The organism is Kocuria sp. CPCC 205258 (genome assembly GCF_040981005.1).
GTDB classification, from domain to species: domain Bacteria; phylum Actinomycetota; class Actinomycetes; order Actinomycetales; family Micrococcaceae; genus Kocuria; species Kocuria rosea.
The window spans coordinates 158,271-171,283 of record NZ_JAVKPS010000004.1 but is presented as its reverse complement, the minus strand read 5'-3'; the positions used below and the strand labels follow the sequence as shown (position 1 = coordinate 171,283).

The following is a 13,013-nucleotide window of genomic DNA, read 5'->3' as shown; positions in this document are numbered from 1 at the left end:
TCGGTGCGGGAACTGCCGATCTGCGGTGGTCAGTGGTGCAGGGCGCTCAGGACCTTGTGGAACTCGGCCTTGCCTTCCAGGCCGATACCCGGCAGGTCGCCGGGGGCCACACGGCTGTCGACGACGACGGCGTCGTCGGTGAAGCCGCCGGTGGGCTGGAACTCCCCGGGGTAGGACTCGTTGCCGCCCAGCTTCAGGGCCGCGGCGATGTGCAGGGAGAACTGGTGACCGCCGTGCGGGATGCACCGGCGGGAGGACCAGCCGTGCTGGGCGAGCATGTCCAGCACCCGGCGGTACTCGGTGAGCCCGTAGCTCAGGGCCGGGTCGACCTGGATGTAGTCGCGGTCCGGGCGCATGCCGCCGTAGCGGATGAGGTTGCGGGCGTCGTGCACCGAGAACAGGTTCTCGCCGGTGGCGATCGGGTTGGCGTAGTGCTCCGACAGGGCGGCGTTGAGGGCGTAGTCCAGCGGGTCACCGACCTCCTCGTACCAGAACAGACCGTACTGGTCGATGGCCTTGCCGTACTCCAGGGCCGTCCGCAGTTCGAACTTGCCGTTGACGTCCACCGCCAGGCGCGACCCGTCGCCGCCCAGGCACTCCAGGACCGCCTCGATGCGGGTGAGGTCATCGGCCAGATCGGTGCCGCCGATCTTCATCTTCACCACGTCGTAGCCGGCGTCGAGGAAGCCGCGCATCTCCTGCTGCAGGTCCTGCAAGGTCTTGCCCGGGGCGTAGTAGCCGCCGGCGGCGTAGACGAAGACGTCCTGGTCCGGGTCGCCGTCACCGTAGTGGTCGGAGATCCAGCGGTAGAGCGGGACCCCGGCGATCTTGGCGGCCAGGTCGTGCAGGGCCATGTCCACCACGCCCACGGCGACCGACCGTTCCCCGTGGCCGCCGGGCTTCTCGTTGCGCATCATCAGCTCCCAGGCCTTCTCCGGGGAGAGCTCACCGTGCTCGTCCAGGAGGTCCTCGGCCGGGGCGTCGAGCACGCGCGGGAGCATCCGCTCCTTCAGGATGCCCGTGGCGTTGTACCGGCCGTTGGAGTTGAAGCCGTAGCCGACCAGGGGCTTGCCGTCGACGACCACATCACTGACCAGCGCGAGGATGGTGCAGTCCATCTTGCTGAAGTCGATGTAGGCGTTGCGCATCGAGGAGCTGATCGGGATGGTGTCGACGTGGGCGGAGACGATTCTCATGGTCCTCTTCCTGACGATATGGATCTTATAAGACGCTTATAAGATGGTCAGGACACTACACTGGGCGTGATGCAGGGCACAACCCCTGTGGAGAAGAACCTGGGAGCGATGCGGCAATGAGCACTACGAAGGTCTCCTCGAGCAAGGGAGCGATCGCCTACACCGAGCTGCGCCGCCGGATCCTCTCCGGCGATCTGGCCCCGGGGTCACGCCTGTCGCAGTACGACCTGGCCGAGGAGATGGGCATGAGCATCACCCCGCTGCGCGAGGCGGTGCGGCAGCTGGCCAGTGAGGACTGGGTGGAGGTGGACACCCACCGGGATGTGCGCGTGGCGCCGATGAGCGCCTCCGAAGCACGCCAGCTCCTGGAGGTCCGCCTCTCCCTGGAGCCCTCCGCCACCGAGCTGGCCGCCCTGCGGCGCACCGACCAGGAGGTCGCCGTGATGCGGGCGGCGGCCGAGAAGCTCCTGCCCGTCACCCGCACCTGGGGTGAAGACGCCGTGACCGCCCACCGGGCGTTCCATCGGGCGATCTACCTCGCCTCGCACAACACCGTGATGATCCGGCTGCTGGACGACCTGTGGGACAAGTCCGACCGGTACCGCCGGATCGGACTGGAGCTGCCCGCCGGCGATGAGCCACGCACCATCGACCTCAACCAGCACCACCGGCTCCTCGAGCTGGTCATCGCCGGAGACGGGCCTGCCGCTGCGGACCTGGCCCGCGCGCACATCCTCAACAGCCTCACGGCCTCTGTCACCGGCGCCCTGGAAGCCCGCGAGAGCGGACCGCTCCAGCTGTCGTACCGCTCCTACGCCGGCTGATCCGGGCGTGGAAGGCCGTGGGGATCGGAGAGCCGTTTTCAGCATGATGTCTGGTCTGCCGGAGATGCTTGTGGTTAGGCTGAGGTGTGGTCGAGCAGCCGGCCCGCAGTGCGCTGCTGTCGATGGAGGAAGCTCCTGTGGACCACACCCTGCTCGTGCCTGCCCAGGCCGCCCGCCGCGATGATGCCTCTGCTGAGGCGACTCCGGGCCGCCTCCGCAGGAGCACTCCTGTTCCCGGCCTCCTGGCCGATGCCCGGTACGTCCTGCCGCTGAAGTGGTCCGACGACACCGGTCTGGCCGAACTCGCCCGCTACCTGGCCGAGGTCGTGACGTGGATGCCCGTCACCGTCGTCGACGGCTCCGCCGAGAAGCTCTTCGCAACCCACCGCGAGGCGCTGCCGGAAGCGGTCGAGCATGTGCGCCCCGATCGGTGGCAGGGGGCCAACGGCAAGGTGGCGGGGGTGATGACCGGTGTCCGGCGGGCGGCCGAGGAACGGATCGTGGTGGCCGACGACGACGTGCGCCACACCCGGTCCACCCTGGAACGAATCGTGGGGCTGCTGGGGGAGGCCGCGGTGGTCCGCCCGCAGAACTACTACCTGCAGCTGCCCTGGCAGGCCCGCTGGGACACCGGGCGTACCCTGCTCAACCGCGCCCTGGGCGGGGACTGGCCCGGCACCCTCGGCGTGCGCCGGTCGAGCCTGCTCGCGGCCGGTGGCTACGACGGCGACGTGCTGTTCGAGAACCTCGAGCTCGTGCGCACCGTCCGGGCGGTCGGTGGGAGGGAGATCGTGGCCATGGACGTGCTGGTGGGCCGGGTGCCGCCCACCGCGTCCCACTTCCTCGGCCAGCGCGTCCGTCAGGCCTACGACGACTTCGCCCAGCCCGCCCGTCTGCTGGTCGAGCTGTCGCTGCTGCCCCTGCTGAGCTGGGCGGTGCGGCGACCGGGGCGGTGGGCGGGCGGAGCCCTGGCCGTGTGTGCGGTGGCCGAGTTCGGCCGGCGCCGGGGCGGGGGTGCTGCGGTCTACCCGCGGAGCACGGTGCTGTGGGTTCCGCTGTGGGTGCTGGAGCGGTCGGTGTGCGTGTGGGCGGCCGTGGTCGTCCGGGCGCGCGGCGGGGTGTCCTACGCGGGCTCCCGGCTGCGCACCGCCGGGCACTCCCGGGCCGCCCTGCACCGGCGCCTGAGCCGCCCGGGCGAGGACTCGCTGCGGGTCGACGCCGGCACCGGACGGATGAGGGGGCGGCGGTGAGCGTGGGGACGGGGGCAGCGGGTGCGGGTCCGGTCATCGAGATCGCCGAGGACGACCTGTACGGGCTGATCGCGACCCTCACCCACAACGACTGGCAGCCCTCGGGCGGGAGCCTGCGGATCAACGTGGTCTACCGCGGCCACGCGGTGTCCGACCGGGACCTGGACACCAGTCTCTTCCGGCTCCGGGGCGCCTCGAGTGGGCAGATCGAGCCCCACATCCTGCGGAACTTCCGCAAGTACGCCGCCCGGGACACCTCCCCGGGGGACTCGGACTGGAACTGGCTGTCCGTCGCCCAGCACCACGGGCTGCCCACAAGACTGCTGGACTGGTCGAACTCCCCCTATGTGGCGCTGCACTTCGCCACCGCGGACCCGCGCTGCTACGAGGCGCCCGGAGCGGTGTGGTGCGTGGACTACGCGGCAGTCCACGAACTCCTCCCCGACGAGTTGGGCCGCGAGATCACCGCCCACGCCGCGGGTCTGTTCACCACCGGCATGCTGGAGCGGGTCGCGTACGCCATGGCCGACTTCGACCGGTTCCGGGACGCCCACGGGCGGGCGGTGCCGCTGTTCTTCGAGCCTCCGTCGCTGGACGAGCGGATCGTGAACCAGGCCGCGGTGTTCTCCGCCATGTCCGCGGCCACGGGCTCCCTGCACGACTGGCTGGGCGAGCACCCCGAGCTCTACCGGAAGGTCATCATCCCGGCGAGTCTCAAGTGGCGGATCCGCGACCACCTCGACCAGGCGAACATGACCGAGCGCGTCCTCTTCCCCGGCCTCGACGGACTGTCCCGCTGGCTGACCCGCTACTACGGGCCGCGCCCGGAACAGGGCCGTTGGGCGGATCCGACATCACCGGCGATGGGCGAAGACCCGGGTTCTCTCCCGGGCTCTGCCCCGGCCGGCTGAGGACGGACCTCTCGAGTGGTGGTGAGGGCGGGCCAGGGTGTGTACTGGCTCCATGGCTATCGACCCCACCACCGCGAACCACCCGCTGGTGCTCCAGGACGACGAGCGCCCGGTCGACGGCTGGCACGACGAGCGGGGGCACCTCACGTGGCGCACCCTGTTCTCCGCCGGCACGACGCCCACCGACACCCTGGTGACCGGGGTGGCCGAGCTTCCCGAGGGCGGGTTCCTCGCCCTGCACCGTCACGACCAGGCCGAGACCTACTACGTGCTCTCCGGGGAGGGCGTGGTCACCCTCGACGGCGTCGAGCACCCGATCCGTCCCGGGTCCAACGTCTTCATCCCGGGCGGCCGCGAGCACGGCGCCAGGAACACCGGTCCCGGGGTGCTGCGCGTGTTCTACGTCCTAGCCGCCGACGACTTCACCGAGGTCGAGTACGTCTTCTCCTGACCACACCCCTGTGACGCCGGGGGACTGAGCCCGGCCACCGGACCTTGTGGGGGAGCGGCTCCCCGCCGTCGGCGGAGGGCCGCTCCCCACGGAACGCGGACACGTCCGCTGCTCAGCGGCTGACCTCAGGTGCGGGTCCTGCGGTCCAGGAAGGACAGTCCGACCATGGTCAGGCCCAGGAGCAGGTGCAGCCAGTCGTCGGCGGTGTTCAGCGGCACGAAGTTGGCCCCTGAGTCCTTGTCGATGAGCAGGCCGTAGAGCCACAGCAGCAGGTACACGGCACCGCCCCAGCGCAGGTAGTTCCGCGCCCCCGTCACGGTCCGGGCCAGGGCGATGCCGGCGATGCCGTAGAGCAGGTGGACGAGGTTGTGCAGGATGGAGACCTGGAAGACGCCCATGAGCATGGCCTCGGACTGGTGGCCGGCGACCATGAGCTGGTCGTAGTTCGTGGTGAGGCCGGGGATGAATCCGGCTGCGCCCACGAGCAGGAAGACGGTCCCGTAGAGCAGGGCCGCCGTGCGGACGGGTGAGCGGCGGGTCGTGCGGTCGCCGGGTCGGGCGGCGGGGGTGGTCATGGTCTTGCCTCTCGCCAGCTTGGAGCGGGCAACGAGCGGGAGTCGCCCGGGTCCGTTATGGCGGTGGATCATGGTGGCGGGAGTCGTTGCGACGGCCGGTCGTGTCCAGGCGGTGGATCCGGTGCGGTGCACCCGGCAGGCCGGGGACAGGAAGGGCCTGTCGGGCGGTGGCGGTTCGGCCAGGGCGAAACGTACCGGGTGCGGGGAGCAGGTCGTGTCCTCGTGCTCGACCTCCCAGCACAGCAGGTCCAGGGCAGCGTCCTCGAGGTGGTCGACCGTGGTGAGATCGACGAGGACCTCGGTGTCCGGGGTGAGAGCCCGCAGGCGGTGGATCAACGGGTACAGGACCTGTTGATTCGTTTCCGTCAGCCACCCGGCGGTGATCAGGTGCACGCGTCGTCGGTCCGGGTCGACCCGGACGAGAACGGACAGTTGGCGATCCACGGCAGGACTCCCGGGCTACGAGAGGGGAGGCGCGGCCGGCTGCTGGACCCGTGCTCTCAGGCTAGGCGCGCTTCCTCGGGCGCACCAGAGTTTTCTTGGCCTGATTCCTCTTGATTCCTCGACGCGCAGCGGGACAACTGGTGTCGGTGACTGCGCCGCCGTGCGGCGGCGTGCGGCGGCGACCGGCGCACAGGGCAGGCTGAGGACGGGCTGCTGGGTGAGGCCGGTCTGGAGACAGCGGGCCCGCCGGAGTCGGTGCTGTTCTCCCCGGGCCGGTCGCGGAAAGCGTCGTCGAGGTGCTGGCGGGGACCGAGGTTGCGGTGCGGCAGCCGGGCGACGAGGCCGGTGCAGCAACCGATCGCGTGCGCGGCGGTGATCGAATCGTTGATCTCCGGGGAGATCGCTCTCACCGCGATGTCGGTGAGCCGGCGCAGCCCCAGAGCCGCACTCCACGCAACCCGGTCAACGAGATCACGAAGGTGGAGATCAGCGTGGCCGGCACTACCTGGGTCTTGGTGTCCCGGGCGAACTCCCTCAGCAGCCTCGGGGGGAACTGCTGGGAAGCCGTCTGAAGGGCCACCACGGTCAGGGAGAAGGTCAAGGTCGTGGCAGTCATGATCGAGGTCGCCACCACCTGCAGCATCGTGACCACCAGCGACGCAGCCGCGGCCACGGCCGGCCAGAACCACAAGCTCGCTCTCAGCGCCTCACCCCTGCCACCTCTGCTGGCGCTCATTGCACGCTTCTCCACTCACTCGTTGCACGCTTCTCCACTCACTCGTTGCACGGACAGCCGCCGGCGACCCGGCGGTGATTTCTGACTCAGCAGGCTTACTATGGCACGGAAGAAACTGGCAGGGGAGGGCGTGCTGCCCCGGCGTCGTCCGCCGGGCGCCCGCACCGCACTGTGCGTTCACCGGACTCCGGGCCGGTGGGTTTTCGAGAGGACATCATGATGCGATCCATTGCCGAACAGAAGGTCGACGAGCTCGGCGGGCGGTTGAGCGTACTGACCCGGCAGAGACGGGACCACGTGAAGCTGGAGAACCTGCTGGAGGACCTCGAGGGCACCACCGGTGCGGCCCAAGGGCAGGTGCTGCTGCGGATCTACCGGCTGGTCTTCCCGCACGCCTTCGCCGAAGAGGCCGTGCTGTGGCCGGTGATGCGCCGGGTCCTGCCGGACGGGCACGAACTGACCCTGGAGGTGGAGCGCGAGCACCAGGAGGTCAACGAGCTCGTCACCGCCCTGGAGACCTTGGAGGAGGCCGATCCGGCGCGGAAGCCGGTGCTGGCCCGGTTGATCGACGTGCTGCGGGAAGACGTGCGCGACGAGGAAGACGTGCTGCTCCCGCGGCTGCAGGAGAAGCTGGGCCGGACCCGGCTGCGCGGACTGGGCCTGGCGTGGGAGGTGGTCCGGCGCACCGCGCCCACCAGGGCGCATCCGGTGGTGGCGCGCAGGCCACCGGGCAACGCCGTGGCGGCCGTGCCGCTGTCGGTGCTCGACCGGGTCCGGGACCTGGTGGACGCCGCGGTCCTGCGCGGCCCCGGGCGCGGGGCGCCGGTCTTGCGCTCGGTCAGCACCCACCTCGGTGGCCTCGCCCACCGGATCGAGCACCTGCCGGTGATGCGCCGGGGAGAGGACCCCTCCACGAAGTCCCCCAGCGACTGATTTCCCGTCGACCCGCGGACGAGGAACGAGGCCACCGAACCGACGTGGAGGAGGAGATCCGAGTTCCCTTCGGTGCGCCTGGTCGTTTCTCCGCGGGGACGGTTGTGGCTCTCGTGCGGCTCGTGGCGGGGATCCTTGCCGGGCGGCAGAGCTTCGGTTTCGTCGACTCCGGCGGGTGGTCCGGCGCGGCAGCTTATGGTCGCGCTCGCGGTGGGGATGGCGACGACGCTGGAGAGATGTCCCTCGAGGGGTGCGGCCCTCAGCCGCAGGTAGGCCTGTTCGGGGGAGTGGCCGAAGGCGCTGAGGCAGTCGATGGCGTGCAGGCACACCCGCTGGTAGGCCTGGTAGGGGTCCAGGTGTGTCTGGTGATCGTCGACGGTGACCGAGATGCCGGAGAAGGAGGTCCGTCCCTCGGAACGGGGGATGCGGTCGAGGGGCTGCTCCAGGCAACCGCCCATCTCGACCGCTCCGCAGAAGGTGATGGCCCCGTCGCCCTGACAGAAGTGCAGGTCCCCGACCGAGAGGTTCGCTCCGTCGACGAACACCGGGCAGAACACCCGGCTGCCCCGGGCGAGGTCCTTGATGTCCTGGTTGCCGCCGTTCTCCCGCGGTGGGGCGGTCTGGGCGGCCTCCAGCGCCACGCGGGGGGAGGTCCGCCTGAGGGACGCTTCCCAGGATGGGGGACTCATGCAGCCACCCGGACACGACAAGTCGGAACCGAGGCGGTGAAGTGACCCCCATCGTCCCGGACTCCTTGCCTCGGGACTGACTGCGGCCGGCCTCAGCGCTGTGGGTCGCTCCACTGGTGACTGCCGGTGATCATCCTGTGGTGAACCGGTGGGTGGGTGGGGCCGGATCGGGCGCCCGGTCGGTGGTGCCGTGACCACGCAGGGAGGTGGCGCAGGCGACTCCGGCGGCTACGCCCTGGGCCATGGCAATGGGCACGAGCTGCAGGCCCGGGGTGATGTCCCCGGCCGCATAGACCCCTTCGACACTGCTGTGCTGGCACACGTTGACGACGACGTGGCCCTCGTCGTCGAGTTCGCACCCCAGGCGGGCGGCGAGGCTGTTGGTGGGGTGGTGGGCGTAGGAGAAGAACACCGTGGTGCCCTCCACCAGGCTCCCGTCGGCCAGCCGGAGGCCCTCCAACGCCCCCGGCGCCCCGAGCAGGGCCTCGGCCACGCCGTCCACGACCTCGATCCCGTGCTCGTACAGAGACGCGCGCTGGTCCTCGGCGAAGGCCCGGTCGGTGGTGTCGGTGACGACCCGCACGGTGTCGGTCCAATCCAACATCTCCGAGGCATAGGCGGGCATGTGGCTACCCGTGCCCAGCGCGATCACCGCCTCGCCCCGGACGTCGAATCCGTCGCAGGCCGGGCAGTGGTAGACATCCGTGCCGTAGTGGTCCTCGAAGCCGGCAATGCGCGGGAACTGGTCCCGCACCCCGGTGGCCAGTACGACCCGCTGGGCAGTGATCTCCTTGCTGTCGACGGTGGCCAGGAACTGGCCGTCCTCGGTGCGCTCCAGGGCGACCACCGTTCCGTCGTGGAGGATCACGTGGGGGTACTGGTCGAGTCCGGCGTGGGCCTCGGCCAGCAGCGTGTGCGGGCTGATAGGGTCCCGGCCCAGCAGGCCGTGGGTGTGGTCGGTGAAGCGGCTGCGGTGCTGCCCGGCATCGATCACCAGGGTGGAGCGCTGGTACCGGCCCAGCCAGGTAGCCGCAGACAGGCCCGCGACACCACCACCCACGACCAGGGCATCCACAGCGGACGGCAGATCATGGCTCATCGCTTCTCCTCAGTACGCAGCCGGGCGCCGGTCGGGCGCTGGTCTTCTTCTGGCCGGTTGCCGCCGTGCCGCGCGGCCAGGAAGTCCTGACGCTGCTGGACCTCGCCCTCAGGCTGGAGAGGCAGAACCGCCTCTGACCAGGGCTCTGCACGGTTTGCACCCGCTGGGGCCGGGAGCGGGACGGCAACCTTGCCCCTGGGGGGCTGTCGGCGTCTCGACAGGCACCTATCTCACCGACGCCGCTTGCCCTACTGGGGGTCATGGGGTCGCCCCCGTGACCGCCCGGGGACGGCCCGGGGTGGCGGTGGGCATGGGTGGGAGTCGATGGATCTCGGTGTCGGCGACCTCGGCGGCGATCTCGGCCACGGGCCGGTGGGAGTCCTGTGCGGCGGCGCGCAACATCTCCAGGGCCTCCGGGCGGGGGATCCCGTAGCGGGCCATCAGCACGCCCACCGCGGTGCCGATCTCTCGGGCGGGGGCGAGGGCGCGATCCAGGTGCTTGGCTCGCTGGCGGTGCAGCTGGGCCGACACGGCCAAGGCCCCGTGGGCGGCCAGCAGGCCCCCGGTGGTCAGGGCGTCGTCGCCGAAGGCCTTCGGGGCGTCGGAGTAGAGGTGCAGGGCCGCGACCGTCTCCGGCTCCCCGACCAGGTGCAGCCGGAAGCTCATCAGGCTCGCCAGTCCCAGCCGCTGGTGCAACCGGGCGCCCAGCACGGGCCAGCGGCACCGCTCCGCCAGGTCCCCGCAGCGGTAGACGTCCTCCCCGGGCGCGGGGTCCACCCCCGGTCCTGCACCGAGTTCGTGCTGGAGAGCGTCGGCGTGCTGGGCTACCGGGGCGGTGGCGGCCAGGGTGCGGAAGTGCCCGTGGTGGGTCACGGTCACGCTGGCCCACCGGGCGCCGCGGACGTGGTGGGCGCCGGCCCGGGCCACCGCCACCAGCACCGACCCGTCGGTGCCGGTGCGCATCCCCCGGCCCAGTCCGATCAGCACCTCGGCGATCTCGGCCAGCCCTGCAGAGCTGGTGACCTCAGGATGCGGCATGAGCGGACACCACCTGGTGGTACCTCGGCGACCTCAGGTCACCGAAGGAATCCGGCAGAGGATCCGGGAACAGGAACTCGACCGGGCGCAGCATCTCCGCGGCCTCGTCGTGGTCGGTGGCCGCGCGCAACAGCTCCACCCCGGCGGGCTCGACGTGATGGGCCCCGGTGCAGTCCACGGTGACGTGGATGCCGGGAGTCAGCGTCCGGGCCCGGCGGATCAGCGGGTGCAGGGCCCGCTGGCTGGCTGCCGTCAGGCACCCGGCGGCGAGAACCCGGAGGGATTGACCGTCCAGATCGATCTGGACGGTCACGGAGAGCTTGTGGGTCACAACAGCAGCTTTCGGCGCGAAGGGGGTCGCGGCCTGTTGCTGGACCGGAGCTCCAGAATAGTCGATCCGCGCACAGGTGACCAGCAGGCTTACTATGCGACGAGTCGTCCTTCCGCTGCTCCACCGAGGCGCAAGCCGTGACGGCCCGTGACGACCCCGCTGGCCGGCTTTCGCCCCGGCCGCGGCCGAGGCAAAGGCGATGTCCATGCTCTGCTCCCAGCTGCGGATCGGGGCCGACAACCTCGGGGCGCTGAACCTCTACGGATCCCGGGCCCATGCTTTCGACGCTCAATCGGAGGAGATCGGGCTGCTGGTGGCCGCGCGGACCTGTCCTTGCCGGGCGGAGCAACGGGAACACTGGGCCCCTGGGATGCTCCGCCGTTCTCCTCAGGCGTCGAAGTGGGTGCTGGCCGGGCCTTTGCCCACGGTGGCGACCAGATCGGCGGCCACATCCCGCAGTTTGATGTTGCGGTGGCTGGAGGCGGCCCGCAGGATCTCGAAGGCCTTCTCCTGGGTGCATCGGTTCTGGCCCATGACGATGCCCACGGCCAGATCGATGGTGGTCCGCGAGGCCATCGCCGCCTGCAGATCCGCCTCGGTGTCGCGGTGGCGGGCCAGGCGCACCGCCAGCCGCAGGATGGTGGAGACCTCGACCACCTGACGCCGGATGACCTCGAGGATCGCCTGGTCGTAAGCGTTGGGGGTGTCGGCGTAGACGTCCAGACCCGCAGCAGCCTCTCCGCCCAGCTCCATGGGCACCCCCAGGGCCGAGAGAATCCCGGCTTCGGCGGCGGCCTGCCCGTAGGCCGGCCACCTCGGGTCGGTGCGGGTGTCCCGGACGTAGACCAGCCGGTGCTCCCGGGCCGCGGTCAGGCAGGGGCCGTCGCCGTAGTGGTACTGGATCTCGTCCAGCGCCTCGGCGTGCGGGCTGGAGGCGGCCACGGTGGTCGAGCGCTTCGGGCGCAACAGGGTCACCGCGCACCACACCTCGTCCCCGTCCGTGGACAGGGCCTGGGCCATGGTGGCGGTGAAATCGTTGAGGAAATCGGTGATGTCCTCGGTGGCCAGCAGCTGATCCTGCAACTGGGCCACGGGCGAACCGCCCGTCGGGGGATCTGTCATGGTCGTTCCTTCGTGTCGGTTCGGCGCAACCCCCCGTGCCCGGTGGGCAGCGCGCAGGTCTAGCGCTCGGGGGGTCCGGGGTCGTCGTGGTCGGGCACATCGCAGCCCTGAACCGGGGAGCTGTGCTCCGTCGCAGCACGGTCCCTGCCCAATGAGGTGTGGTCGTCTGCCAGGTCCGCAGCGTACGGGGCCTGCGGTGGGGCCAGATCGGCCAGGATCTCGTTGGCGGCCTGGGCCAGCAAATCCCGCTGCAGCCGCGGCAACAGCATGGAGTGGTGCAGGTAGGCGTCGAGTTCGAACTCGCTGACGTTCCCGCCGACGCCGAAGTAGTACAACCATAATCGGGGCCGGTCGATGCCGGCGGCGACCATCGTGGCTCGCAGACGCCGGGCCTGCTCATAGCCCACCGCCGCCTCGTCGTCCTGGTTGTCCTCGCCCACCGGCCTCATCGGCCTCGGTCCTGGGCGTCCTCCGGCCCACGGTCCAGAATCTCGGCGGCGACCTCGGCCACCCGCCGCCCCTGGGCGTGGGCTTGCCCCAAGAGGAGCGATCGGGCGGCCTCAGGGTCCAGGTGCTCCCGGGCCATCAGGACACCGGCGGCCAGCCCGACCGTCTCCCGGGTGGCCAGCGCTGCCTTGAGGGACGCACTCAGGCGCACCGGGGCGTCGGTGGTCTGGGCGGCACCGAGCAGGGTGGCCGCCGCATCGGCGAACAGCCCCAGCAGCCGCTCCTCGGCCTCCCCGAAAGCGGCAGGGGCGGTGGCGTAGACCTTCAACGCCCCCAGAGCATGGCTTCGGTACACCAGCGGGGTGCTCAGCACCGAACGGATCCCGGCCTCCGCGGCCGCGGATTCCCAGGCCGCCCACCGGGTCTCGGTGGTGGTGTCAGCGATGCGCTGGGGCATCTGCGTGGCCCACGCGCTCAGGCACGGACCCATCCCCAGCTCGTACTGCAGGGCATCAGCGGTCTCCACGACCTTGTCGGTGGAGGCGGAAGAAACCCGGGTGCCGTGCTCGTCCAGCAACGACACCCCGGCCCCGGCCGCACCCGGGATCATCTGGTGGGCGGCCCGGGCGAGTTGATGCACCGCGGTGGTGGCATCTTCCTCGGACAGGAGCATTCCGTGCAGGTGGGCGAAGACGGCGATCAGTTCACCGGGAGAGGATTCGAAGGAGGCAGAAGACATGGGGTGCTCGCGGTTCGGCGGGGTGGTCGGACTGGCGCGGTAGCCGCTGCCGACTCCGTCAGCGAAGAGAGCGTCAAGGCCGGCCAACCCTCTCTTATCCATCAGTCTACTGCCTATGGCGCGGCCCGGGCGATCCGGCTGGCCCGCCGAGCAACTGCGGCAGTGGCAAGACCAGGGGTCAGCTGCCTCCGGCTCGCGTCCGGAGCGTTTCGGCAGTGGTTCCCTGCA

Annotated in this window: 15 protein-coding genes and 1 pseudogene; 5 read left to right on the top strand and 11 right to left on the bottom strand. The window is 70.6% G+C overall.

The window, feature by feature from the left end; genetic code table 11:
• Positions 1–29 precede the first annotated feature (29 nt).
• Positions 30–1,196, bottom strand: a complete 1,167-nt coding sequence (locus RF644_RS09150; protein WP_368796291.1) for a mandelate racemase/muconate lactonizing enzyme family protein — start codon at positions 1,194–1,196, stop codon at positions 30–32.
• A gap of 116 nt (positions 1,197–1,312) precedes the next feature.
• Here RF644_RS09150 and RF644_RS09145 point away from each other — a divergent pair, with 116 nt between their 5' ends.
• The 4 genes from RF644_RS09145 (at position 1,313) to RF644_RS09130 (ending at position 4,632) form a co-directional block, all read left to right on the top strand.
• A complete protein-coding gene (locus RF644_RS09145; protein ID WP_109243938.1) occupies positions 1,313–2,020 on the top strand; it encodes a GntR family transcriptional regulator in 708 nt (235 codons plus the stop codon).
• A 137-nt stretch (positions 2,021–2,157) separates the two neighbouring features.
• On the top strand, positions 2,158–3,270 hold the full coding sequence (locus tag RF644_RS09140; protein WP_368796290.1) for a glycosyltransferase family 2 protein: 1,113 nt from the start codon (positions 2,158–2,160) through the stop codon (positions 3,268–3,270).
• Positions 3,267–4,181 (top strand): FRG domain-containing protein, encoded by a 915-nt coding sequence (locus RF644_RS09135; RefSeq protein ID WP_368796289.1) that lies wholly within the window; start codon positions 3,267–3,269, stop codon positions 4,179–4,181. Before RF644_RS09140 ends, RF644_RS09135 begins: the two co-directional genes overlap by 4 nt.
• 52 nt (positions 4,182–4,233) lie before the next feature.
• Positions 4,234–4,632 carry a cupin domain-containing protein gene (locus RF644_RS09130; protein ID WP_368796288.1) on the top strand — a complete coding sequence of 133 codons (399 nt, stop codon included), beginning with the start codon at positions 4,234–4,236 and terminating at the stop codon, positions 4,630–4,632.
• A gap of 125 nt (positions 4,633–4,757) precedes the next feature.
• Here the strand turns inward: RF644_RS09130 and RF644_RS09125 are convergent, their stop codons facing one another.
• From RF644_RS09125 to RF644_RS09115, 3 genes are read right to left on the bottom strand one after another with little or no spacing between them, the layout of a single operon-like run.
• Complete coding sequence (locus RF644_RS09125) at positions 4,758–5,651, bottom strand: DUF4383 domain-containing protein (RefSeq protein ID WP_368796287.1); 894 nt, start codon at positions 5,649–5,651, stop codon at positions 4,758–4,760.
• Between the two features lie 56 nt (positions 5,652–5,707).
• Complete coding sequence (locus RF644_RS09120) at positions 5,708–6,061, bottom strand: hypothetical protein (RefSeq protein ID WP_368796286.1); 354 nt, start codon at positions 6,059–6,061, stop codon at positions 5,708–5,710.
• The gene (locus RF644_RS09115) at positions 6,058–6,387 is read right to left on the bottom strand and encodes a DUF2254 family protein (RefSeq protein WP_368796285.1); all 330 of its coding nucleotides are present in this window, start codon (positions 6,385–6,387) and stop codon (positions 6,058–6,060) included. Before RF644_RS09115 ends, RF644_RS09120 begins: the two co-directional genes overlap by 4 nt.
• Before the next feature lie 216 nt (positions 6,388–6,603).
• Here RF644_RS09115 and RF644_RS09110 point away from each other — a divergent pair, with 216 nt between their 5' ends.
• Positions 6,604–7,320 (top strand): hemerythrin domain-containing protein, encoded by a 717-nt coding sequence (locus RF644_RS09110; RefSeq protein WP_368796284.1) that lies wholly within the window; start codon positions 6,604–6,606, stop codon positions 7,318–7,320.
• Between the two features lie 194 nt (positions 7,321–7,514).
• Here RF644_RS09110 and RF644_RS09105 read toward each other — a convergent pair.
• The 7 genes and pseudogenes from RF644_RS09105 to RF644_RS09075 all read right to left on the bottom strand — a co-directional run.
• A pseudogene (locus tag RF644_RS09105) lies at positions 7,515–7,964 on the bottom strand (acetamidase/formamidase family protein); the annotation flags it as partial.
• 175 nt (positions 7,965–8,139) lie between these two features.
• Positions 8,140–9,108: an NAD(P)/FAD-dependent oxidoreductase gene (locus RF644_RS09100; protein WP_368796283.1), complete on the bottom strand. Its 969-nt coding sequence runs from the start codon at positions 9,106–9,108 to the stop codon at positions 8,140–8,142.
• Between the two features lie 258 nt (positions 9,109–9,366).
• On the bottom strand, positions 9,367–10,146 hold the full coding sequence (locus tag RF644_RS09095) for an ANTAR domain-containing protein (RefSeq protein ID WP_368796282.1): 780 nt from the start codon (positions 10,144–10,146) through the stop codon (positions 9,367–9,369).
• On the bottom strand, positions 10,133–10,684 hold the full coding sequence (locus RF644_RS09090; RefSeq protein ID WP_368796281.1) for a hypothetical protein: 552 nt from the start codon (positions 10,682–10,684) through the stop codon (positions 10,133–10,135). Before RF644_RS09090 ends, RF644_RS09095 begins: the two co-directional genes overlap by 14 nt.
• 180 nt (positions 10,685–10,864) lie before the next feature.
• The gene (locus RF644_RS09085) at positions 10,865–11,599 is read right to left on the bottom strand and encodes an ANTAR domain-containing protein (protein ID WP_368796280.1); all 735 of its coding nucleotides are present in this window, start codon (positions 11,597–11,599) and stop codon (positions 10,865–10,867) included.
• A 59-nt stretch (positions 11,600–11,658) separates the two neighbouring features.
• Positions 11,659–12,048 carry a hypothetical protein gene (locus RF644_RS09080; RefSeq protein ID WP_368796279.1) on the bottom strand — a complete coding sequence of 130 codons (390 nt, stop codon included), beginning with the start codon at positions 12,046–12,048 and terminating at the stop codon, positions 11,659–11,661.
• A complete protein-coding gene (locus RF644_RS09075; RefSeq protein ID WP_368796278.1) occupies positions 12,045–12,785 on the bottom strand; it encodes a GAF and ANTAR domain-containing protein in 741 nt (246 codons plus the stop codon). Before RF644_RS09075 ends, RF644_RS09080 begins: the two co-directional genes overlap by 4 nt.
• Positions 12,786–13,013 lie beyond the last annotated feature (228 nt).